Origin of the sequence: Phenylobacterium sp. (assembly GCF_004297125.1) — a bacterium.
Taxonomy (GTDB): domain Bacteria; phylum Pseudomonadota; class Alphaproteobacteria; order Caulobacterales; family Caulobacteraceae; genus Phenylobacterium.
Genome location: NZ_SCVD01000019.1, coordinates 424,797 through 447,390 on the forward strand (window position 1 = coordinate 424,797; position 22,594 = coordinate 447,390).

Here is a 22,594-nt window from a genome sequence, read left to right on the forward strand (position 1 = left end):
GGGCCTTTTTCCCTTATGGTCAGTCGCTCGTTCCTGAAGTCGGGACACACCCCGACTCTGCTCTCCGCCTTCCTCTATTTCGACCTCAGCTTCATGACCTGGGTGGTCCTGGGCCCGCTGGGCGTGGCGATCGCCAAGGACTTCGGCCTGACGCCGGCGCAGAAGGGCTTCATGGTCGCCGTGCCGGTGCTGTCCGGCGCCATCCTGCGCCTGGGGGCAGGCCTGCTGGTCGACCACATCGGCCCGAAGAGGACCGGCCTGATCGGGCAACTGGTCGTGCTGCTCGGCCTGGCGGTGGCCTGGTTCCTGGGCGTCCACAGTTACCATCAGGTGCTGGCGCTGGGCGTCGTGCTCGGCGTGGCCGGCGCCTCGTTCGCCGTGGCCCTGCCGCTGGCCTCGCGCTGGTATCCGCCGGAGCACCAGGGCCTGGCCCTGGGCATCGCCGGGGCCGGCAACTCGGGGACTGCGCTGGCGGCGCTGTTCGCGCCCGGCCTGGCCCAGCTCTACGGCTGGCAGAACGTGATCGGCCTGGCCGCCCTGCCGCTGGCCGTGGCTTTCGTGGTCTATCTGGTGTTCGCCAAGGACGCCCCGAACCGGCCGCCGCCCAAGACCCTGACCGAATACATGGGCGTGCTGCGCGAGGGCGACGCTTGGTGGCTGATGGCGCTCTACGGCGTGACCTTCGGCGGTTTCGTCGGCCTGTCGTCGTCGCTGACCATCTACTTCAACGCCGAGTATGGCCTGTCGGCGGTAACCGCCGGCTTCTTCACCGCGGCCTGCGTTTTCGCCGGCTCCTTCGTGCGGCCGGTGGGCGGCGCCCTGGCGGACCGCTTCGGCGGCGTGCGGACGCTGACGGTCGTCTACGTCCTGGCGGGCTTGGGCCTGGCCATGGTCAGCTTCCAGCAACCGAGCGTCTGGCTGGCCCTGGGCCTGATGATGTTCTCGATGATGGCGCTGGGCGCCGGCAACGGGGCGGTCTTCCAGCTCGCGCCGCAGCGCTTCGGCAAGGAGATCGGCGTGATCACCGGCCTGGTGGGCATGACCGGCGGCGTCGGCGGCTTTTACCTGGCCTCGAGCCTGGGCTGGGCCAAGCAGGTCACCGGCTCGTACCAGGCCGGGCTGCTGGCCTTCGCCGGCCTGGCGCTGCTGGCCCTGATCGGCCTGATCGGCGTGAAGGCGAAGTGGCGCGAGACCTGGCCGAAGCTGGCCGGCGCGGCCCTGCGGCTCTGAGGGGATGACCATGCCCAAGGAGAAGCTCGTCGTCATCGGCAACGGCATGGCCGGCTGCCGGGCGGTGCAGGAAGTGCTGAAGCGCGACCCCGGCCGCTACGAGATCACCATCTTCGGCGCCGAGCCCCGGGTGAACTACGACCGGATCATGCTGTCGCCGGTGCTGGCGGGGGAGAAGTCCTTCGCCGACATCGTGATCAACGACGAAGCCTGGTACCGCGACAACGGCATCGTCCTGCACGCCGGCTGCAAGGTCGAGGCGGTGGATCGGGCGGCGCGGGTCGTGCGCGTCGAGGACGGCCACGAGGTCCACTATGACCGCCTGATCCTGGCCACCGGTTCCGATCCGATCCGCCTGCCCCTGCCGGGCGCAGACCTGGCGGGCGTGGTCACTTTCCGCGACCTCGACGACGTGGAGGCGATGATCGCCGCCGCGAAGCCGGGTGCGAAGGCGGTGGTGATCGGCGGCGGCCTCCTGGGCATCGAGGCGGCGTACGGACTCTCCAAGCGCGGCATGTCGGCGACGGTGGTCCACCTGCTGGACGTGCTGATGGAGCGCCAGCTCGACGCCTCGGCCGGGTTCCTGCTCACCGAGGCCCTGGCGGGCAAGGGCGTGGCCACCGAATTGGAAGCCCAGTCGGAAGAGATCGTCGGCAAGGACGGCCGCGTGGCTGGCCTGAAGCTGAAGGACGGCCGCACGCTGCCCTGCGACCTCCTGGTGATGGCGGTGGGTATCCGTCCGGCCTCGGGCCTCGCCAAGGCGGCAGGGCTGGAGGTGAACCGTGGCGTGATCGTCGACGACACCCTGCGCACCTCCGACCCGGCGATCTACGCCATCGGCGAATGCGTCGAGCATCGCGGCCAGTGCTACGGCCTGGTGGCGCCGATCTGGGAAATGTGCCGGACCCTGGGCGAGGCGCTGACCGACGGACAGGGGACCTACGAAGGCTCCAGCCTCTCGACTCGGCTCAAGGTGTCGGGCGTGGACGTCTTCTCCGCCGGCAAGCACCTGGGCGGGGCGGGGTGCGAAGACATCGTGTTCCGCGACGCCGGACGCGGCGTCTACAAGCGTATCGTGCTGGAGGACGGCAAAGTCGCCGGCGCGGTGCTGTTCGGCGATGCCGCGGACGGCGGCTGGTACTTCGACCTCATGAAGTCCGGCGAGGACGTCGCGGGCTTCCGCGAGACCCTGGTCTTCGGCCAGGCCGCCACGGAGGGCCTTCGAGGCCTGGACCCTAGCGCGGCCGTTGCGGCGATGGCGGACACCGCCGAGGTGTGCGGCTGCAACGGCGTCTGCAAGGGCGAGATCACGAGCGCCATCGCCGACCAGGGCCTGACCACCCTGGAGAGCGTGCGGGCGGTCACCAAGGCCTCGGCATCGTGCGGCACGTGTACGCCGCTGGTGGAAAAGTTGCTGAAGCTGAGCCTCGGCGACGCCTTCCAGGCCCAGATCGGTCCGAAGCCGGTCTGCGGCTGCACCCATCGCGGCCACGACGAGGTCCGCCGGCGCATCGTCGACGAGGAGCTGAAGTCGATCCCGGCGGCCATGCAGGCGCTGGAATGGACCACGCCCGACGGCTGTTCGTCCTGCCGCCCGGCGCTGAACTACTACTTGGTCTGCGCCTGGCCCGGCGACTATCGCGACGACAAGCAGTCGCGGTTCGTCAACGAGCGGGTCCACGCCAACATCCAGAAGGACGGCACCTATTCGGTGGTCCCGCGCATGTGGGGCGGGGTGACCAGTTCCGACGAGCTGCGCGCCATCGCCGACGTGGTCGACAAGTTCGACATCCCGACCGTGAAGGTCACCGGCGGCCAGCGCATCGATCTGCTGGGCGTGAAGAAGGACGACCTGCCCGCGGTCTGGGCCGACCTGAACAAGGCCGGCATGGTCTCGGGTCACGCCTACGCCAAGGGCCTGCGGACGGTGAAGACCTGCGTCGGGACCGACTGGTGCCGGTTCGGGACCCAGGATTCCACCGGCCTGGGGGTGCGGCTCGAGAAGTTCATGTGGGGCTCCTGGTCGCCCGCCAAGGTGAAGTTGGCGGTCTCCGGCTGCCCGCGGAACTGCGCCGAGGCCACCTGCAAGGACATCGGCGTGATCTGCGTCGACAGCGGCTACGAGATCCACGTCGGCGGCGCGGCGGGCCTGCATATCAAGGGCACCGAGATCCTCACCAAGGTCGCCACCGAGGACGAGGCCGTCTGGACCATCTGCGCGGTCATGCAGTTCTACCGCGAAAACGCCTGGTACCTGGAGCGGATCTACAAGTGGATGGACCGCATCGGCCTCGACGCCATCAAGGCGCAAGTCGAGGATCCGGAGGCCCGGCGGGCGCTCTACGACCGCTTCTCCTATTCGCAGCGCTTCTTCCGCGTCGACCCCTGGGCCGAGCGGGTGGCCGGTCGCGACGCCCACGAATTCAACCCGCTCAGCCGTCGCATGGAGTTCGAACCGGCATGAACGCGCTCGTCAAAGATCCCATCCTGTGGACCGACGTGGGCGCCGTCACCGACGTGCCCCTGCGCGGTTCGCGCCGCGTGCCGACCGCGGACGGCGACATCGCCATCTTCCGGACCGGCGACGGCAAGGTCTTCGCGCTCCGCGACCGCTGTCCCCACAAGGGCGGACCGCTCAGCCAGGGGATCGTCCACGGTCACGCGGTGACCTGCCCCCTGCACAACTGGTCGATCGAACTGGCCACCGGCGAGCCCATGGGCGCCGATCGCGGCAAGGGCTGCGCGCCGGTCGTGCCGCTGGAGGTGCGCGACGGCCGCCTCCTGCTCGGCCGGATCTGAGGCCGTGAGCGTCCGCACCGCATGCCCGTACTGCGGCGTGGGCTGCGGCGTGAGCGCGGCGGCGGACGGGCGCGCGCTGGAGGTGCGAGGCGATCCCGAGCATCCCGCCAACCTGGGCCGCCTCTGCTCCAAGGGCACGGCGCTGGGCAAGACGGTTAGCCTGGAGGGCCGGCTGCTGCACCCGATGATCGGGAACCGCCGGGTCAGCTGGAGCGAGGCGACGCAACGCGTCGCGGGCAGGTTCGCCGAGACGATCGCCAGGCATGGACCGGACTCGGTGGCCTTCTACGTCTCGGGCCAGATCCTGACCGAGGACTACTACGCGGCCAACAAGTTGATGAAGGGCTTCATCGGCTCGGGGAACATCGACACCAACTCGCGCCTCTGCATGGCCTCGGCGGTGATCGCCCACAAGCTGGCCTTCGGCGCCGACCTGGTCCCCGGCTGCTACGAGGACCTGGACCTCGCCGACTTGGTGGTCTTCTCCGGCCACAACGCCGCCTGGACCCACCCGGTGCTGTTCCGCCGCATGGAGGCGGCCCGGGCCCGCGGCCAGCGGCACGTCGTCATCGACCCGCGCCGCACCGACACGGCGGAGGCCGCCGACCTGCACCTGCCGCTGGCCCCGCAGACGGACGTGCGGCTCTGGAACGGGCTGCTGGCCGACCTGATGCGGCGCGGCGCCGTCGATCGCGCCTATGTGGCCGCCCACGTCTCGGGCTTCGCGGACGTCGAGGCCGAACTGGCCCAGGCCGACCAGTCCCCATCCGCAATCGCCGCAGACTGCGGCGTGGCGCTGGCCGATCTGGAAGCGTTCTTCCGCCTGTTCGCCGAGACGCCGAAGACGGTCAGCCTGTTCTCCATGGGCGCCAACCAGTCGGTCCAGGGCGTGGCCAAGGGCTCGGCGATCCTCAACGTTCACCTGGCCACCGGGCGGATCGGCAAGCCGGGAGCCTGCCCCTTCTCGATCACCGGCCAGCCCAACGCCATGGGCGGCCGCGAAACCGGCGGCATGGCGACGACGCTGGCCGGCCACATGGACTTCGACGACGCGGCGCGGGCTCGGGTCGGCCGGTTCTGGGGCGGCCCGCGGATCGCCGCCGGGCCGGGCCTCAAGGCCGTCGACATGTTCGACGCCGTGGCGGACGGCCGGGTCAAGGCGATCTGGATCATGGCCACCAACCCGGTGGTCAGCCTGCCGGACGCCGGCCGGGTGCGCGCGGCTCTGGCGGCCTGCCCCTTCGTGGTGGTTTCCGACTGCGTGGCCGAGACCGACACCCTGCAATTCGCCCACGTGAAGCTGCCCGCCCTGGCCTGGGGCGAGAAGGACGGCACGGTCACCAATTCCGAGCGCCGGATCACCCGCCAGCGGCGCCTGTTCGACCCGCCCGGCGAGGCGCGCGCCGACTGGCGGATCGTGGCCGATGTCGCCACGGCGATGGGCTTCGGCGACGGCTTCGGCTGGCGCAGCCCCGCCCAGGTGTTTCGCGAGTGGGCGCGCCTCACGGCCTATGAAAATACCAGCCGCGTCCTGAACCTGGGCCCGATGGCGACGATCAGCCCGGAGGCGTACGACGCGCTGGAGCCGGTCCAGTGGCCGGTGACCACCGCGGGCGGGACGGCGCGCCTGTTCGAGGACGGGCAGTTCCAGACGCCCGACGGCCGCGCCCGCATGGTGCCGGTCGCCGCGCGAGGCCCCGCCGAAGCCACGTCGCCGGCCTTCCCGTTGTCGCTGAACACCGGCCGGGTCCGCGACCACTGGCACACCATGACGCGGACCGCCCTGGCCCCCGAACTCTGCCGCCATGCGCCCGAGCCCTACGTCGAACTCCATCCCGCCGACGCCGGCCCGCTGGGCATCGGTGAAGGCGCGCTGACCCGTGTGCAGACCGCCCACGGCGAGGCCATCGCCGTGGCCCGCCTCACCGACCGCCAGCGGCGGGGCTCGGTGTTCATGCCCATGCACTGGACCGAGGTCTTCGCGCCCTCGGGCCGCGCCAATCCGCTGGTGGCCCCCAGGATCGACTCCCGCTCGGGCCAGCCCGAGTTCAAGCACACGCCGGCCCGGGTCCGGGCGTACCGCGAGACCTGGCGCGGCTTCTTCCTGGCCCGCGACGCCTGGCGTGCGCCCGCCGGCCTGGACCTCGTCTGGCGGCGCATTCCGCACGCCGCCTGCCAGCTCCACGAATTCGCCGGGCGCGGCGACGCGCGCGAGCGCGCGGCGGTCCAGAAGGCGCTGACCCGCAAGACCGGCGACGTCCTGCGCTTCGACGACCCGGCCGCGGGCAGCCTGCGTGAGGCCTGGATGGACGGCGACCGCCTGGACCGGGTGATCTTCTTCACCACCGCCGGCGCCCTGCCGCCGCGGGACTGGCTGGCCGACCTGTTCGCCGCCGAGGCCCTGACCGCGGCCGACCGCACGGCCCTGCTGATCGGCCGCCAACCTGGGCAGGCCTTGGACGCCAGCCCCATCGTGTGCGCCTGCCGGGGCGTGCGGAGCCAGCGTATCGAGACCGCCATCGTCGGCGGTTGCGCCACGGTCGACGCCATCGGCGAGGCGACCGGCGCGGGCGCGAACTGCGGCTCCTGCCGTCCCGAGATCGCCCGTCTGATCGCCGCTTCCAAGGGAGATGTCCGCCATGCCGCATGAGCCGGGACGTGTGCGCCTGGTGGGCGCGGGGCCGGGCTCGGCCGACCTGCTGACGGTCCGCGCCCTGCGGGCTGTCGAGGGCGCCCAGGCGCTGCTCTACGACGCCCTGGTCTCGGACGAGGTGATCGCGCTGGCGCCCGCCGCCTGCCTCAAGATCCAGACCGGCAAGCGGGCCGGCCGGACCAGCATGAAGCAGGAGACCATCAATCGCCTCATGCTGCGCCTGGCCCGCCGCGGGTTGGACGTGGTGCGGCTGAAGGGCGGCGACCCGTCGATCTTCGGGCGTGTCGGCGAGGAGGCGGCCTTCCTGCACGCATGCGGGATCGCGACCGAGGTCGTGCCCGGCGTCACCGCCGCCAGCGCCGCGGCGGCGCAGTTCGGCTTCCCGCTGACCCATCGCGGCGAGGCGCGACGCCTGCTCCTCGCCACAGCCACCACCCAGGACAGCGGCCTGACCGAGGGCGGCTGGGCCGCGGCGGCCGATCCGGAGACCACCGTGGCGCTCTACATGGGCCGCGACCGCCTGGAGGCGGCTGCCCAGCGCCTCATCGCCCAGGGTCGCTCGCCGGCCACTCCCGTCATGGCGGTGGAGAACGCCGGCCGTCCCGACGCGCGGGCCATGCCGGGCACGCTGGCCGGCCTCGGGGCGACGCTGGCGGCGGCGCGGGTCACCGGGCCGGTGGTGCTGATTGTCGGCGAGGTCACCGCCCAGGCGGACGTCTTCGCCGCGATGCCAAACGACGCCCTGGCCGAGGCCGGCTGATGAACGACAACCAGCTCCGCGCCTTCGAGAACGACTTCGTGCCGGCCATGCGGGAGTTCGGACTGGCCACGGGCTAGCGCGCCCGCGCCCCAAGCGATCAGGATCGCCGCTCTCACCCGCCTGGCGGCTGCCGGAAGGCGCGCCTGTCCGCGCCGGCATCCACAACCGGGCCGGGAACCTTAACTTGATCTTATTCCGAGGGCGGTGGGGCGCTGTTAGCTATGGCCTGCGGCGCACCGGGGGGTGTGGTTGTCAAAGCCCGGCGCGGCCGGGCTTGTCCTGGGAGGGGACATGCAGAACGCCATCAGCATCGAGACCTGTCTGGAAAGAGCCAATCGGCTGAGAACGCTCGCGGACCACGCGACGAGCTACGACCTCATGCTGACCTATGAACAGCTGGCCGAGGAATGGCTTCACTTGGCCAGCAAGGCCTCCAGAAACCAGCACAAGCGCGCCGTCGCGCCCCGGCTTGCGCCGGTCGCCCCGACGCCGGCGCGTGGGCGCGGTCTGCGCGCCTGGTTTCGTTAACCCGTAGGAGTCGTCGGTGTGGCGTAAGGTGTCATCGTTCGAACTTCCGCTCGCCGAGGCAGCGGGTCTTGAAGGATTGCGGATGCGCCCGGGCCACGCCGGCCGAAATGAGCCCGACACCTGGCGCGGGCGAGGCGCGCCGGAGGGGCGCGGCGTCGCGCGTTCGCTGCCCTCGGGCCGATCGAGCCTGATCGCCACGCTGGTTCCTCTGGGCGTCCTTGTCGCCTCCGTGGTGACCGTCCGGCATCTCGGCGTCAGCCTCATACCCGCCGTGCTGGTGACGACCATGCTGGTCGTGGCGGCGACGTTCGGCCTGATCGGGGCCATCCTGGCGGTCGCCGTGTGCGCCGCGATCTACCAGGTGGCGATCGGCCTGCCCTCCGGGCCCGAGGCGAGGCCGACGCTGATCGCCCTGGCGGCGGGGGCCGGCTTCGTCGGGCTGGCGTCGGATGGGATCCGCCGCTGGGGCCTTGCCGCCGGGACCGGCGGATTGGCGGCCCCGCGCCTGCTTGTGCGGATCGGCCGGCTTCGCGGCGCCTTGGCCGGGATCGCGCCGCAGGACGGCGCGGGCGCTGCACGCCTGGCTTTGCGCATCCTCCTCGCCCTTGCATCTCTGGGCCTTACGCTCGCGGTGGCCTTCGTCGTGCGGGGCTTCGGCGAGGCTTTCGCCGTGCTTGCGATCGCCCTGGGCGTGCTCTTGACCGCGCCCCTGGCTGGCCGGATCGGCGGAAGCCTGATCGGCCTCGCCGGCGGCGTGATGCTGGCCGTGGCGGTCGCGCCGGTCGGCGCCCAGGCTGTCCCGGCCGCGATCGCCGCCGTGGCCTTGGCCGCGATGGCCGGCTGGATCGGCGGGCTGCGCCAAGACGCGCAGTTGCGCGGTCACGCGATGGCGGGCCTCATCGCCGGGGCGCGAGCCCTTGGGGATGCGAGACATGAATTGGATGTCCGACGCGAACTGCTCGCGGCGCTCGTGGCGCTAGGCCGCGGCCGCGCCGTCCTGCTGGAAGGCGGGGCGGTGGTCGCCAGCCACCCGCCGGGACAGACCTGGGCGCCCGGGGACGAGACTTGGCGCGAGCGGGAAATGCGGTCCGAGGATCGGGTGGTCGGACAGGTTCGCTGGCGCTATGCGCCGGGCGCCGCGGGCGGTCGCGCGCTCGACAACGCCGCCCATGCCCTGATCGACCTTGCTGCGTCGACCCTGCTGCGGCTGCGGTTCGCGGCCGAGATGGGGGAGATGGAGGAGGCCGCGCGGATCGAGCACCTGAGGACCGTCCTGCTCGACGCCGTCTCGCACCACTTCCGCTCGCCGCTGTCGGGAATCCTCGGCTCGGTGACCAGCATCCTGGGCCTGTCGTCGGACCACGATCCGGCGGTCAGCCGCAAGCTGCTGTTCATCATCAAGGATCAGGCGAACCGGCTCAGCCGGTACGTCGACAACTTCATCAGCGTGGCGCGCCTCGAGTCCGGCGCCGTCGACGTCAATCTCGCCGAGGTCAGCCTGGAAGCCTTGGTTTACGATGTCTGGGAGAGCCTGGGCGACACCGGCGGCGCCCGCCGCTTCCTGGTCGCGCACGTCGACCAGGCGCCGCTCCGGACCGATCCGGCGCTGTTGGGACAGGCCCTCGGCAACGTCCTGGAGAACGCCATCAAGTACAGCCCTGAAGGCTCGACGGTCGAGGTGACCGCCACGCGTTCGGCCGCGCAACTGCGGATCGCGGTGGCCAATGAAGGGCAGGACGCACCGCCGGCCGACCTGGAACGCATCTTCGAGCGCTTCTACCGGAGCCGTCAGGTCACGGCCCCGGGCCTCGGGCTGGGCCTCTACATCACCCGCAGCCTTGCTCGCGTCCTGGGCGGCGACGTCCGGGCCCTGCGGCGGGAGGGCGGGGCGCCCGGCCTGATCGTCGAGATCACCCTGCCCGACAGGGGAGATGAAGCATGACGACCGGGGTCCGCGTCCTCATCATCGAGGACGAAGAGCAGCTGACGGGCATGCTGCAGGCCATGCTCACCCAGGAGGGCTATTCGATCACCTCCGCGAGGACGGGCCTTGAGGGGCTGCAGCATCTCGTTCGCGAAGAGTTCGGCGTCATCCTGCTCGATCTCGGACTGCCGGATATGGACGGCAAGGACGTGATCCGCCAGGCCCGCGCCATTTCCGCCGCCCCGATCCTGGTTATCTCGGCGAGGGACTCGGGCAAGGAGAAGGTCTCGGCCCTGGACATGGGCGCCAACGACTATCTGGCCAAGCCCTTCGACGCGGGGGAACTGCTCGCACGGATGCGGGTCGCCCTGCGGCCGGTCCATACGCCGGCGCCGCGTCCGGTCGTATCGCGCGCCCTGCAGATCGATGTCTCCTCGCGCCGGGCGATCGTGAACGGCGCGTCGGTCCGGTTGTCGCGCAAGGAGACCGAACTGGTCCAGCTGCTGGCCGAGGCCGAAGGCGCGATCGTGAGCCATGACCGGATCATCGAGGCGATCTGGGGCCGCGGCAGCGACGCGGACCTCATGAACGTCCGGGTCCTGGCCTGGCAGTTGCGGCGCAAGATCGAACCCGATGTCTCGGCGCCGCGCTTCCTGATCGCGGAAGCCGGGGAAGGCTATCGGCTCAACCTCGACTGAGCCGCCGCCAATCCTCTCAGGCGTAACCGCTCGCGGTGCGGCCAAGGGGGGCTAAGATGCGAGCCGGGTTTGGGATCGCGGATGGGTGAGCGACGCACACGAATAGCCGCAGGGCGCCTCGGCCGCTGGATCGGCCGGCTGGCGGCCGACCGTCGCGGAGCGGCCAGCGGCGTGTTCGCGCTCATGCTGATCCCGGTGATCGGGGGGCTGGGCCTGGCCATGGAGGCCTCGGGCTGGCTGTTGCTGCAACGCGCCGCGCAGAGCGCCGCGGACTCGGCCGCCATGGCCGCGGCGATCAACGGCTGCGCGGCTGATGAACCCTGCGCCACGGTCCGGCGCAGCGCCACCTTCGGCCAGGAAGCCGCCGCCGTCGCCGCCAGGATGGGCTTCGCCGCCGACGAGGCCACGACGCTGCAGGCCGAACGGTTCACGTGTCCCGACGGTTCGGCCGCGCCCTGCTATCGCGTGAGGATCGCCCACAAGGTCCCGCTGCTCCTCGTCCGTGTCGTCGGCTTCCAGGGCGATACGACCTACCTCGGAGGACCGGCCCAGACGATCGCCGCCGTGGCCGTCGCGCGCACCGGCGCGTCCAACGGCTTCTGCATGATGGGGCTTGCGACGACGGGGCAGGCCCTGCGGGTCAACGGCGGCGGGCAGGTCGACCTGTCCGGGTGCGACCTCTGGTCGAACAGCGCCCTGGTGTGCAATGGCCAGCAGGCGGACGCGGGCGTGGTCAACGGCTTTGCCGTGGGCGCCTCCACCTGCGGCACGAACCGGGTCGGCGGCGTCGCCGTGCGGAGCGATCCGTTCGCCGCGCTCAACGCCAATCCCCCGATTCCGCCGGACACATGCACTGACCGCGATGGCTCCATCGTGACCGCGTCATCGCCCTGGGTTGGCGGGGTGCTTCGTGGCTGCGGTGATACGCGGTTGGGCTCGGATATCGAGGTCACGCAGCCCAACAGCGTGCTGGCCATCAACAATGGGCATCTCGACCTTAACGGCCACACGCTCAAGACCACGGGCGGGGGCTCGCTGACCATAATACTCACGGGGAAGCTGAATCTGGGGCCGGGGCCACCCGCGAACCATGTGATCACAAACGGGACGGGGTTTGGCACGATCGACATCGCCGCGCCGACGACGGGTCCGCTGCGGGGCATCGCGATCCTTCAGGACGGTCAGCTGACCGGCCCCCGTCACCGACTGGACATGACCTACGCAGGGCGTGATCCGACCCTGAAGCTGCAGGGGCTGATCTACATGCCGAACGGCAACCTGACGGTGCGGGGCGCCATCAACCTGCATACCGACGGGCTTCGCTGCTTTGGCGTGGTCGCCAACAGCATCGAGGTGGACGGCGCCGGCGCCATCTTCGCCCAGCCGACCCAGGATTGCGCCGCCGCCGGCCTCACCCTGCCCACGGCGCCGGGGCTGGGCGCGCGCCAGGCGCTGATCCAGTAGGCCGCCGGATGCCGCAGCCCATCACACGCGCCGCAGGGGCGAGGTTCGGCCGGGACAGGCGCGGGGCCGCCGCCGTCGAGTTCGCCCTGTGGGCCGTCGCCCTGACGGTTCCCGCGCTCAGCGCGCTGGACCTCGGGATGTTCGCGGTGCGCCGGATGCAGGTGGAGCAGGCGGGCCATGCGGGGGCCGCGGCGGCGTGGCGGCTATGCGACACGGCGGAGAAGCTGCCGGCGACCCAGAATTGCCCGGGCCTTTCCGCCGCGGTGACCACGGCGGTCCAGTCCACCCCACTGGGGGCGCAGGTCAGCGTCGCAGCCGGGTCGCCAAGCGAAGGCTACTACTGCGCGGGCGACGACAGCGTCCTGCGGCCGGCGGGCTCTTCCTGGGTCCTGGGCGAGACGCCGCCGCCCAAGCCTGCGAACTGCAGCGCCGTGGTGACGGACAGCGCGACGCCGCCCGCGGACTATATCCAGGTGACCGTCACCTACGACTATGCGCCCATGTTCGGCGTGGCCTCCGTCGCGAGCCTGCTGCCGACGGCGATCACGAAGACGGCCTGGCGTCGGTTGTCCTGATGCGCCGTCCGACCCTCATGGACTTGCGGCTCGCGCTCGGCGACAGGCGCGGCGCGACGGCGGTGGAGTTCGCGATGATCCTGGGCGCCATGATCTTCCTGACCATCGGCGTCATCAACCTCTCCCTCGTGATCTATACCTTCGCCGGCCTGCAGTCGGCGGCGCAGAACACCGCCAGGTGGGCCGCGATCCAGGCGACGGCCAACGCCGGCGCCCTTCCCACCGCCCAGCAGGTTCAGGATCATGGCGTCAGCGTGCTGCAGGGCGCGGCGACACAGGTGGCCTTCGCCGCCGAGACGGTGCCGTGCGGCAGCCGCGTCACGGCCAGCGCGACCTTCCTGCTGATCACCGGCCTGGCCTCGCCGACGCTGCCTCTGACGGTCACCGCCTGCCATCCGGCGGGCTGAGGCCGCCGAGCCCTTAGTGAAGGCTTAAGCGCCGGAGCCCAAGCTTCCCGCGTGACCCGGTCCGCCCGTTCCGACGTCCTGCGCATCGAGGACCTGTGCTTCCGCTACGATCGGACGCGTGGGGTGGAGCAGGTCGCCATGACGCTGCGGTCGGGCGAGATCACCGGCTTCATCGGCGCCAATGGCGCGGGCAAGAGCACTACGCTGCGCTGCATCGTCGGCCTGCTGCGGCCCCACGGCGGCTCGATCCGGCTGTTCGGCGAACCAGCCGACGCCCGGGGGCGCCGGCGGATCGGCTTCATGCCGGAGGAGCGCGGCCTGTTCCTGCACGAGCGGGCGCGCGACGCGATCGCCTTCCATGGCCGCATGAAGGGCCTGCCCCGGCGCGCGGCCTTGACCGCCGCCGACCGATTGCTGGAGCGGCTCGGGCTGGAAGGTCGGCGGGGCGCCCGGATCGGCGACCTCTCCAAGGGCAACGCCCAGCGCGTCCAGCTGCTCTGCGCGCTCGTCCATGAGCCCGACCTGCTGGTTCTCGACGAACCGCTGTCCGGGCTGGACCCCATCGGCCAGGGCGAGGTCCTGTCGCTCTTCGCCGAGTTCCGCGCCCGTGGCGGCGCCATCCTGTTCTCGACCCACGGACTGGATACCGCCGAGGCGGCGTGCGACCGCGTCGTGGTCGTCGCGGCGGGCCGCACCGTCTTCGAAGGGCCGACGGCCGAGGCGTGCGAGGCCGTCACCCACGGCGCCGTCGTGGTGACCCCGGACAGCGAGGCCCTGCTGGCCGCCGTCGCGGCGATCGGTGCAAGCGCCCGTCCGCTGGGCGCGGGCGTCCGGCAGGCCATGCGCTGGCGCGTCGTCCTGTCGCCAACCACGCCCCACCCGGTCCTGCTGCGCTCGCTCGCGCTGCACGAGGTGGCGCTCTATGCCTTCGAGCCGGTCGCCCCGACCCTTGAGGCGGCGTTCTGGGACCTTACCGCGCCACCGCCGCGGGAGATCGCCGCGTGAGCGCCCGCGCCGGCCTGATCGCGGGCCGCGAGTTCCGGACCTACGTCCTCACCGTCAGCTTCTGGCTGTCCCTGGCGCTGGGTCCATTGCTGGCCGCCGGGGGCGCGTTTCTCATGCCCGCGCCGCCGGCGCCCGGCGGCGCGGGCAGCCTCGTCTTGAGCCGAAGCCCGGACGGCCATCAGGTGGTCCGTTTCGACGAAAATGTCCCCGAGGGGGCGAAGCGGGAGATCCTGCGTTCGCTCGCCCAGGGCGCCGTCGCGCGCGTCGCCCCGCCGCCGATCGTCGCGCCGTCCGACGGAGGCCTGCCGCGGCTGCTCCTCGTGGTGGGCGTGTGGGCGGTCGTCACGGCTTCGACGGGCATGTGCCTGCATGCCCTGGCCCGCGAGCGCGCCGGGCGCACGCTGGAGGGCCTGCTCGCGCTGGCGCGGCCCTGGGAGATCGTCCTGGGAAAGCTGCTGGGCGTGACCGCGGTCGCCGTCCTGGTGCTGGCCGTCTGGCTGGTCGGCGGCGTCGCGGCGATCGGCCTGGGCTCGCCGTCCGGGTCCATGCCTCCCTTGCACCTGCCGACAGCGTCGGCCGTCGTCCGGATGGTGCTGCTCGTGGCCTCGGCGGTCGCCCTCTATGGCCTGGTGGCCATCGGCGTCGGAGGGCGGGCGCGCGACATCTCCGACGCGCAGAACCTGTCCCGGCCTATGTTCGCGGTGCTGCTGCTCGCCTTCTTCGCCAGCCTGATGAGCGCCGTCGGCGGCGCCGGCGTCCTGCCATGGCTGGGCTACGCGCCGCCCTTCGCACCCTTCCTGCTGCTCCTGCATCCCCGGCCGCTCGTCGAGGAGGCCGCAGCCACGGCCCTGCTCGTCGCCGGGTGCGCCTGGGCCGCCGCCTTCGCCGCTTCTTCGGTGCGCATGGGGCCGGCCGCGCAGCGTGGTCGGACGCTCCACTTCATTGCGTCACGTCTGCGCGGTTCGAGATAGCGCCCGAGACCCCCGAGATTTGCCGCGGCAATGGGGCGAAAAATCTTAACAACCCTTAACGAGTGCTGCGTTAACTATAGTCTACGCGTCTAGCGCGAGTTCCTGATCGCCTTAAGCATCCCCGGCATACGTTGAGTAGAGAATGCGATTTACAAAACGTAAACGCTGTGGGCTAGCTTGTTGAGATAGCGGTGTTCCGTCCGTGCGGGCTCCGCGAACCGGCCGCCCTCGCGGGGGGGCGGCTCTCATTTCGGGGACTGGTTTCACAATGGCTAAGCTTGTTGAATTTCTGAAGGACGAGTCTGGGGCTTCGGCGGCCGAATACGTGCTCATCATCGCCGTGGTCGGTGGAGCGCTCACGGCGACGCTGGCGATTCTGACGGGAGCGATGGACGGCGCCATGACGAAGGTCGCGGGTGTCCTGAATCCGAAGACGTGAAGCATTGACCGGCTGCCGGGGAACGCCCTGCGGAGCGATGCTCCCGCCCGTTCTCCCGGCGCCAAGTCATCATTCCGTTGGGGCGTTTCCCCCGGCGCCCCGTGGAAGGACGCGTAGATGTCCCGCCGCACGCTCGTAACATTAGCCGTGGCCCTGGTGCTGGGCCTCGTCGCCGCCTTCCTGGCGCACGCGACCCTGACGTCGCGCGTTCCGGCCGCGGGGGCTCGGGGAACAAGTGACATGACGCCCGTCGTGGTCGCGGCCCTGTCGATCGAGAGAGGCGCGGTGCTCAAAACCCCGATGCTGAAGGTCGTCCAGTACCCGTCCACCGCGGTGCCCACCGGCGCCTTCCGCAATGTCGCGGCGCTGACCTCGGGCTCGGCCCCTCGCGTCGTGATGCGCAGCCTCGCGGCGAACGAGCCTGTCCTGGCCAGCAAGCTCAACGGCGGTGCGGCCGACCTCACCCTGTCCGGCACGCTGACGCCCGGGTTCCGGGCGGTGAGCATCCGGTCGGACGACGTCCATGGCGTGGCCGGCTTCGTCCTGCCCGGCGATCGCGTCGACGTGCTGCTGACCCGTTCCGACGCCGGGGCCGGCGAAGGTTCGGTCACCCAGGTGCTCGCCGAGAACTGCCTGGTTCTCGCGGTGGACCAGCTCAGCGATCCCGAGACCAGCAAACCACAGGTGGCCAAGACGGTGACGCTCGAAGCCACTCCGGAGGCGGCCCAGGCACTTTCCCTGGCGCAGGCCGTCGGCACCGTGTCCCTGACCCTGAGACAGGTTTCCGACACCGCGGCCCTGGCGCGCAAGACCACCACGATGTCCGACCTCGCCGCCGCGCCGCGCGCGCCCTCGAAGGCGCGCGCGACAGCCCCCGCCGACCGCCGCGCCCCGAAGGGCGAGGTCACCGTGACGCGCGGCGTGGAGACGTCCCGCTACGCGATGGGGCCGGGGTCATGAGCCTGTCCCTCCGGCGCCTGTGGTTCCCCGCGATCTGGGCGATCGCATGCGCCGCCGTCCTCCTGCTCTGCGTCCCGGGCGCCCGCGCACAGACCGCGCCCAGCGAACTCGTCGTCGGGGTCGGCAAGTCGCGGGTCATCGAGTTCCCGGAAGCCTATGTCGACCTGATGATCGCCGATCCGAAGGTGGCGGACGTGCTTCCGCTGACTCCGCGCTCTGTCTACGTCGTGGGCAGGGGCCTTGGGTCGACGGCGCTGACCGCCTACGGGCCCGGCAAGCGGCTGCTGGCGGTCGCGAACGTCATCGTCTCGCCCGACCTGGAAAGCCTGAAGGCACGGCTCCACGACCTGCTGCCGGAAGAGGGCGGTATCGCGGTCCATGCGGCGAACCAATCGATCGTGCTTTCGGGTGTGGTCAGCAACCCATCCTCCCTGCAGAAGGCCCTCGCCCTGGCCGAGACCTATGCGCCGGCGAAGGTGGTCAACATGATGGGGGTGGAGGGGACCCAGCAGATCATGCTGGCCGTCCGCTTCGTCGAGATGGAACGCTCGACCGCCAAGAACCTGCGCGCCAACGTCAACCGCCTGCCGTCCAACGGGGACCCGTCGCTCGCGGTCTTCACCGGCGACACGAACGTGCGGAACGGCGGAACCCTGATCCAGAGCTTCGGCGCGCTCTCGGCCACCTTCAACAACAACCTCGAACTGCTCCTCGACGCGCTCGAGACCAAGGGCCTGGTCAGGACCCTGGCCGAGCCGAACCTCGTCGCCATGTCGGGCGACACGGCCAGCTTCCTGGCCGGGGGCGAGTTCCCGATCCCGGTGGCCCAGCAGGGCGGCGTCGGCGTGGGCTCCACCCCCGCCATCACCGTCGCCTTCAAGCAGTTCGGCGTGGCCCTGGCCTTCACGCCCACCCTGCTGAAGGACGGTCTCATCAACGTGGTCGTGAATCCGGAGGTCTCCAGCATCGACCCCACGGTCTCCATCGACCTCGCCGCGATCCGGGTGCCGGGCATCAAGGTGCGGCGCGCGCACACGACGGTCGAGCTGCGGGACGGCGAGTCGTTCATGATCGCCGGCCTGCTGAAGGAGGACTACCAGAACGAGATCCGCCAGTTCCCGTTCGTGGGGGACGTTCCGGTGCTGGGCGCCCTTTTCCGTTCGACGGGTTACCAGCGCAACGAGACCGAGCTCGTCATCGTGGTCACGCCGCACCTGGTGACCCCAAGCCGCCAGGACCTGGCGTTCCCGGGCGGACGGTTCGTGCCGCCCTCCGACTTCGAGCTCTTCCTGCTCGGAGCCACCGGAAAGGACGGGCGCAAACTGACGCCGGAGGAGCGCGCTCTGATTTCAGCCGATCCCAAGAAGGCGGGCGTGGAAGGGGCGCATGGCCATGTCCTCTTCTAGGCGCACGCGATCGCTGCGGGCGGCTCTATGGCCAGCCCTGGCATGCCTGGCGCTCGCGGGCTGCGCCACGCCGCAGCCGGAACCGGAATATGGCGCCGCGATCCGCCAGAACGTCGCCGCTCAGCTCGCCAATCCGATGCCGCCGCCGACGTCCGGCGCCGTCAGCGACGGCGCGCGGGTCGCCGGCGCCCAGGAGCGCTACCGTGCAGGCCGGGTGATCGCGCCGAGCGACGCCGGCGCGTCCAAGGTCGGCGCGGCGGGGACTCCGCAATGACCCTGCAGACCTCGGGAGACAACTGACTCGACATGGTGGACCTGCCGCGCCTGTTCCGGAAAGACTCGGCCGCGCAGCCGGCGGTCGCGGCTGCGCGCCAGATCCGCGTCGGCGTGGTGCAGGGCGCGCTGGAGGGGCCGGGCCGCATGGCCTCCATCGCCGCGCTGTTCCCCCATGTGCGGTTCGAGACCGTCGGCGCCAACTGGCCGGATGCGGACCCGGACCGGGATGTCCTGCTGGTCGCCCTCGCGGGCAGCGCCTCCGCCGACGTCGAGGACGCGGTCCGGCGGCTCCGGTCCCGCCCGCCGCGGACCGCTGTGGTGGTCATCCTGCGCGACGCCGACGTCACCACCACGCGCTGGCTGATCCGGGAGGGCGCCGCCGACGTGCTGACCGCCCCGCTCAGCGAGCCGGCGCTCGCGCTGTCCCTGGAGCGCCTGCTCAGCGGCGGATCCCATTCGACGACGCCGGCGCGCACGGGCCAGGTGGTCGCTCTTCTCAAGGCCGGCGGCGGCGTGGGGGCCACCAGCCTCGGCGTCCAGGTCGCGGCGATGCTGGCGGCGCGCGCCGAGGGCGACATCTGTTTCGCCGACCTCGACCTGCAGTTCGGCGACGCCGCCCTGCACCTCGACCTGCCAGACGCCGTGACGATCACGGACTGCCTCGGCGCGGGGGCGTTGGGCGAGGTGCCCTTCGCCGCGGCGCTGTCGCGCCATGGCAGCGGCTTGCGGCTGCTGGCTGCGCCGCGCGAGGTCGTGGCTCTGGAATCGATGTCGGTCTCGCAGGCTGAAGCCCTGGTCGCGGGCCTGCGGCGCAACTTCGGTCTCACCATCGTCGACCTGCCGGCAAGCTGGACGGCCTGGACGAACCATCTCCTGTCGCTGGCCGACCGCATCGTCCTGGTCACCCAGCTCTCGGTGCCGCACGTCCAGCTCACCCGGCGCCAGTTCCAGTTCCTGCGCTCGCAGAACCTGGCCGACAAGCCGGTGACGCTGGTCTGCAATGGACGGGCCGCGGATCGTTCCTCCCTGGTTTCGCTCGGCGCGGCCCAGAAGGCCCTGGACCGGGTCTTCGACGTGGTCGTTCCGGAGGATCGGCGCACGATGATGGCGGCCGCGGCCCAGGGGGTCGAGATCTCGGCCATCCGTCGTGGCGCGAAGGTCGAGAAGGCGGTCGCCGAACTGGCCGCCAGGATCGCCGCGCCGCTCGCCGTCGCATCGGGCCGCTAGGATGCTCTGGAACCTGAACAACAGCGGTTCCGGCGCTGACGCAGGCGCCCAGGCGCTCGAAGGGGCGACGGCCCTGAAGGTGCGCATCCACCAGCGGCTGATCGAGCTGTTGAACCTCAGCCAGCTCGAAAAGGCGCCGCGCGACGTGTTGCGCCTCGAGATCCGGGGGGCGGTGAGCGCGCTGCTGGGCGAGGAAAAGCGGGTCCTCAGCCTCACCCAGACGGACCGCCTGATCGACGACGTCCTCGACGAGTTGCTGGGACTGGGCCCGCTGGAGCCCCTGCTGAAGGACCCCGGGATCACCGAGATCCTGATCAATACCCACACCACCGTCTACGTGGAGCGGGACGGACGGCTGGAGCGTGCCGAGGTCCAGTTCCAGGACGCCCGCCACCTGATCCGAATCCTCAACCGCATCGTGTCCGCCGTGGGACGGCGGATCGACGAAGGCCAGCCGATGGTCGATGCGCGGCTTCCCGACGGCAGCCGGATCAACGCCATCATCCCGCCGCTCGCCGTCGACGGCCCGCTGGTCTCGATCCGCAAGTTCGCCGCCTCTCCGATCCAGATGGCGCGGCTCGTCGAGCTGGGCAGCCTCAGCGCCGACATGGCGCGTTTCCTGGAGGGCGTGGCCCGGGCGCGCCGCAATATCCTGATCTCGGGCGGGGCGGGGTCGGGCAAGACCACGCTGCTCAACGCGCTCTCGGCCTCGATCGGCGAGCACGAGCGGGTCATCACCATCGAGGATTCCGCCGAGCTGCAGCTGCAGCAGCCCCACGTGGGACGCCTGGAGACCCGCCCGCCCAACATGGAGCAGAAGGGCGAGGTGACCCAGCGCGACCTGCTGCGGAACGCTCTGCGCATGCGGCCGGATCGCATCATCGTGGGCGAGGTCCGGGCCGGCGAAGCCTTCGACATGCTCCAGGCCATGAACACCGGCCACGATGGCTCGATGACCACCGTCCATGCCAACAGCCCCCGCGACGCGCTCTCGCGGCTGGAGCAGATGATCGGCATGGCCGGCCTGGAGCTGTCGCCGCGATCGATCCGCCAGCAGATCGCCTCGGCGATCCACCTGGTCGTCCAGGCCGAACGGATGGACGACGGGCGCCGGCGGCTGGTGTCCATCGCCGAGGTGGTCGGGATGGAGGAGGACGTCATCACGACCCAGGAGATCTTCCGCTTCCGTCGCCAAGGGCGGACCGCGGACGGGGAGGTCCTCGGGGATTTCGAGTGTTCCGGCGTGCGGCCCCGGTTGCTGGAAGTGCTGGCGAGCCGCGGCGTGGAACTGCCGGGCACGATGTTCAGCGCCAACCGCCGTTGGGTCTAGCCGATGCCCGACCTGGTCATCCCGCTGATCTGCGTCCTCATCCTCGTCAGTGTCGCGCTGGGCGCCCACACGCTTGCGGAACTGCTGCTGTCCGCGCGCGACCGGCGGCGGCGGGTGAATCGCAGGCTCACCATGCTGGCCAGCGGCCAGGCGCCCGAGCAGGTCTATGCCGCCCTGGTCCGTGAACCGATTTCGGCCGGGACCGGCGCGTTCTGGCGGGCGTGGCGGCCGCGCCTGAGCGCCGCCCTCGCGCAGGCCGGCCTGCGGATCACGCCCGAGCAGACGATCACGCTGGTGGGGGCCGGGGCGGCGGTTCTTTGGGTCATTTCCCTGGTCCTCGCCAGCAGCGCGCCGGGAAGCGACATCGTCGCCGGGGGCCTGCTGTCGTTGGTGGGCTCCCTGCTGCTCTCCGGCGGCGGCGTCTGGCTCTGGATCGGCGCCTGTCGGCGTCGCCGACTGGCACGGCTTGAGGCGCAGTTTCCGGTGGCGCTCGACATCATCGGCCGAGCCTTGCGGGCCGGGCATCCCGTGATCTCCGCCGTACACCTGGCGGCGGAGGAACTGCCCGATCCCACGGGCAGCGAACTCGGCCTGGTGGTGGACGAGACAAGTTACGGCATGGATTTCCGCGAGGCGCTGGCGCACTTCGCGCGACGCACCGGGTCGTCCGACGCACATTTCTTCGCGGTGAGCGTCAGCATCCAGTCCGAGACCGGCGGCAACCTCGCGGAGATCCTGGAGGGACTTTCGGCCGTCATGCGGGGTCGCGCCACCCTGGCCCAACGGGTGAAGGCGCTGTCCAGTGAGGGTCGCGCCTCGGCGCTGCTGATGAGCGTCCTGCCCATTGGCCTCCTGGCGGTGCAACTCCTGATCCATCCCGCTGCCTATGCGGCCAAGGTCGCCGACCCGATCTTCTGGCCGGTGGCCGGCGTCGCAGCGGTGCTCTACGTCACGGGCTGGGTCGCCGTGCGCCGCATCATCAACTTCCGGTACTGACCGTGGCGGACGCGTGGATCATCCTGTTCTCGGCGCTCGCCTTCACCGGCGTCTTCGCCGCCGTGGTCCTTGGCGAGCGGGTGCTGTCGGCTTCGGATCGCGTGAACCGCCGCCTGTTCTCTCATCTGGCGCCTGGGCGCGCCGAGGCGCAGCCGCTGCTCCGGACCACGGCGGTGCGCCATCCGCTGCTCCGCGGGGCGCAGGGCTTCCTGGCGTCGAACCCCGCATCGGAGACACGCCTGCGGCGCGAGCTGGCCCTGGCCGGATTCGACCACCCCGCAGCCCCGGCGATCTACCTGCTCGTTCGCGCGGCGCTGGGCGTACTGGCTCCGCTCGCCGCCGTGGCTGCGTTGGCGTCCGTCGGCGTGGCCCTGGCGAGCCCTATCGGTGCGGGCGTCGGCGTGGCCGCCTGCGCCGTGGGGCTGATGGCGCCGGCGGTCTACGTAGGCCGGCGCGCGAAGGGCCGCCGGGTCGCCATGGAGGAGCAGTTTCCGGACGCGCTCGACCTCCTGGTCGTTTGCGTGGAGGCGGGCCTTGGCCTCGACAGCGCCCTGGTCCGCGTCGCCGAGGAGGTGCGGGTGTCGCACCCGAGGATCGCACAGGAGTTCGGACGGTTGAGCGAGGAGGTGGTCGCGGGCCGAAGCCGGGCCGACGCCCTGCGCGACATGGCGGAACGGATCGACGTGGATATGATCCGCTCGTTCGTGGCGCTGCTCATCCAGACCCAGAGCCTGGGCGTCAGCATCGGCCAAAGCCTGCGGGTCTTCTCCGGCGAGATGCGGACCACCCGCTTCCTCAAGGCCGAGGAGAAGGCCATGCGGATCCCCGTCCTGATGGCCCTGCCCATGGTGGTCTGCTTCATGCCGGTGATCATCGTGGCGCTGCTCCTGCCCGCCGCGATCGACGTCGTGCGCACCCTCCTGCCGACGCTGTTGCAGCAATGATC

Annotated in this window: 21 protein-coding genes; all 21 read left to right on the forward strand. The window is 71.1% G+C overall.

What is annotated here, in order from left to right; genetic code table 11:
- The first annotated feature begins 15 nt into the window (after positions 1–15).
- On the forward strand, positions 16–1,230 hold the full coding sequence (locus tag EPO51_RS10415) for a nitrate/nitrite transporter (protein ID WP_293349716.1): 1,215 nt from the start codon (positions 16–18) through the stop codon (positions 1,228–1,230).
- Between the two features lie 4 nt (positions 1,231–1,234).
- Positions 1,235–3,694, forward strand: a complete 2,460-nt coding sequence (nirB, locus tag EPO51_RS10420; RefSeq protein WP_293349718.1) for a nitrite reductase large subunit NirB — start codon at positions 1,235–1,237, stop codon at positions 3,692–3,694.
- Positions 3,691–4,029, forward strand: coding sequence for a nitrite reductase small subunit NirD (gene nirD, locus EPO51_RS10425; RefSeq protein WP_293349721.1), 339 nt, complete (start codon positions 3,691–3,693; stop codon positions 4,027–4,029). Before nirB ends, nirD begins: the two co-directional genes overlap by 4 nt.
- A 4-nt stretch (positions 4,030–4,033) precedes the next feature.
- Positions 4,034–6,679: a nitrate reductase gene (locus tag EPO51_RS10430; protein WP_293349724.1), complete on the forward strand. Its 2,646-nt coding sequence runs from the start codon at positions 4,034–4,036 to the stop codon at positions 6,677–6,679.
- Entirely contained in the window at positions 6,669–7,442 is a 774-nt protein-coding gene (cobA, locus tag EPO51_RS10435; protein WP_363200473.1) for a uroporphyrinogen-III C-methyltransferase, read from the forward strand. Before EPO51_RS10430 ends, cobA begins: the two co-directional genes overlap by 11 nt.
- Positions 7,443–7,733: 291 nt before the next feature.
- Positions 7,734–7,970, forward strand: a complete 237-nt coding sequence (locus EPO51_RS10440) for a hypothetical protein (protein ID WP_293349730.1) — start codon at positions 7,734–7,736, stop codon at positions 7,968–7,970.
- An 82-nt stretch (positions 7,971–8,052) separates the two neighbouring features.
- On the forward strand, positions 8,053–9,912 hold the full coding sequence (locus EPO51_RS10445) for a sensor histidine kinase (RefSeq protein WP_293349733.1): 1,860 nt from the start codon (positions 8,053–8,055) through the stop codon (positions 9,910–9,912).
- Entirely contained in the window at positions 9,909–10,592 is a 684-nt protein-coding gene (locus EPO51_RS10450; RefSeq protein WP_293349736.1) for a response regulator transcription factor, read from the forward strand. The genes EPO51_RS10445 and EPO51_RS10450 overlap by 4 nt, the downstream gene beginning before the upstream one ends.
- 81 nt (positions 10,593–10,673) lie before the next feature.
- On the forward strand, positions 10,674–12,056 hold the full coding sequence (locus tag EPO51_RS10455) for a pilus assembly protein TadG-related protein (RefSeq protein WP_293349739.1): 1,383 nt from the start codon (positions 10,674–10,676) through the stop codon (positions 12,054–12,056).
- Positions 12,057–12,064: 8 nt separating this feature from the next.
- Positions 12,065–12,631, forward strand: coding sequence for a TadE/TadG family type IV pilus assembly protein (locus EPO51_RS10460; protein WP_293349742.1), 567 nt, complete (start codon positions 12,065–12,067; stop codon positions 12,629–12,631).
- Positions 12,631–13,038, forward strand: coding sequence for a TadE/TadG family type IV pilus assembly protein (locus EPO51_RS10465; RefSeq protein WP_293349745.1), 408 nt, complete (start codon positions 12,631–12,633; stop codon positions 13,036–13,038). Before EPO51_RS10460 ends, EPO51_RS10465 begins: the two co-directional genes overlap by 1 nt.
- Before the next feature lie 51 nt (positions 13,039–13,089).
- The gene (locus EPO51_RS10470; protein ID WP_293349748.1) at positions 13,090–14,043 is read left to right on the forward strand and encodes an ABC transporter ATP-binding protein; all 954 of its coding nucleotides are present in this window, start codon (positions 13,090–13,092) and stop codon (positions 14,041–14,043) included.
- Positions 14,040–15,014, forward strand: coding sequence for an ABC transporter permease (locus tag EPO51_RS10475; RefSeq protein ID WP_293349751.1), 975 nt, complete (start codon positions 14,040–14,042; stop codon positions 15,012–15,014). Before EPO51_RS10470 ends, EPO51_RS10475 begins: the two co-directional genes overlap by 4 nt.
- A 268-nt stretch (positions 15,015–15,282) precedes the next feature.
- The gene (locus tag EPO51_RS10480) at positions 15,283–15,453 is read left to right on the forward strand and encodes a Flp family type IVb pilin (RefSeq protein ID WP_293349754.1); all 171 of its coding nucleotides are present in this window, start codon (positions 15,283–15,285) and stop codon (positions 15,451–15,453) included.
- A gap of 117 nt (positions 15,454–15,570) precedes the next feature.
- Complete coding sequence (gene cpaB / locus EPO51_RS10485; protein ID WP_293349757.1) at positions 15,571–16,413, forward strand: Flp pilus assembly protein CpaB; 843 nt, start codon at positions 15,571–15,573, stop codon at positions 16,411–16,413.
- On the forward strand, positions 16,410–17,819 hold the full coding sequence (locus EPO51_RS10490; RefSeq protein ID WP_293349760.1) for a type II and III secretion system protein family protein: 1,410 nt from the start codon (positions 16,410–16,412) through the stop codon (positions 17,817–17,819). Before cpaB ends, EPO51_RS10490 begins: the two co-directional genes overlap by 4 nt.
- Positions 17,806–18,093: a hypothetical protein gene (locus EPO51_RS10495; RefSeq protein WP_293349763.1), complete on the forward strand. Its 288-nt coding sequence runs from the start codon at positions 17,806–17,808 to the stop codon at positions 18,091–18,093. The genes EPO51_RS10490 and EPO51_RS10495 overlap by 14 nt, the downstream gene beginning before the upstream one ends.
- A 32-nt stretch (positions 18,094–18,125) precedes the next feature.
- Positions 18,126–19,322, forward strand: a complete 1,197-nt coding sequence (locus EPO51_RS10500) for an AAA family ATPase (protein ID WP_293349766.1) — start codon at positions 18,126–18,128, stop codon at positions 19,320–19,322.
- Between the two features lies 1 nt (position 19,323).
- Positions 19,324–20,652 carry a CpaF family protein gene (locus tag EPO51_RS10505; RefSeq protein WP_293349769.1) on the forward strand — a complete coding sequence of 443 codons (1,329 nt, stop codon included), beginning with the start codon at positions 19,324–19,326 and terminating at the stop codon, positions 20,650–20,652.
- A 3-nt stretch (positions 20,653–20,655) separates the two neighbouring features.
- The gene (locus EPO51_RS10510; RefSeq protein ID WP_293349772.1) at positions 20,656–21,648 is read left to right on the forward strand and encodes a type II secretion system F family protein; all 993 of its coding nucleotides are present in this window, start codon (positions 20,656–20,658) and stop codon (positions 21,646–21,648) included.
- Between the two features lie 2 nt (positions 21,649–21,650).
- On the forward strand, positions 21,651–22,592 hold the full coding sequence (locus EPO51_RS10515; protein ID WP_293349775.1) for a type II secretion system F family protein: 942 nt from the start codon (positions 21,651–21,653) through the stop codon (positions 22,590–22,592).
- Positions 22,593–22,594: the final 2 nt, after the last annotated feature.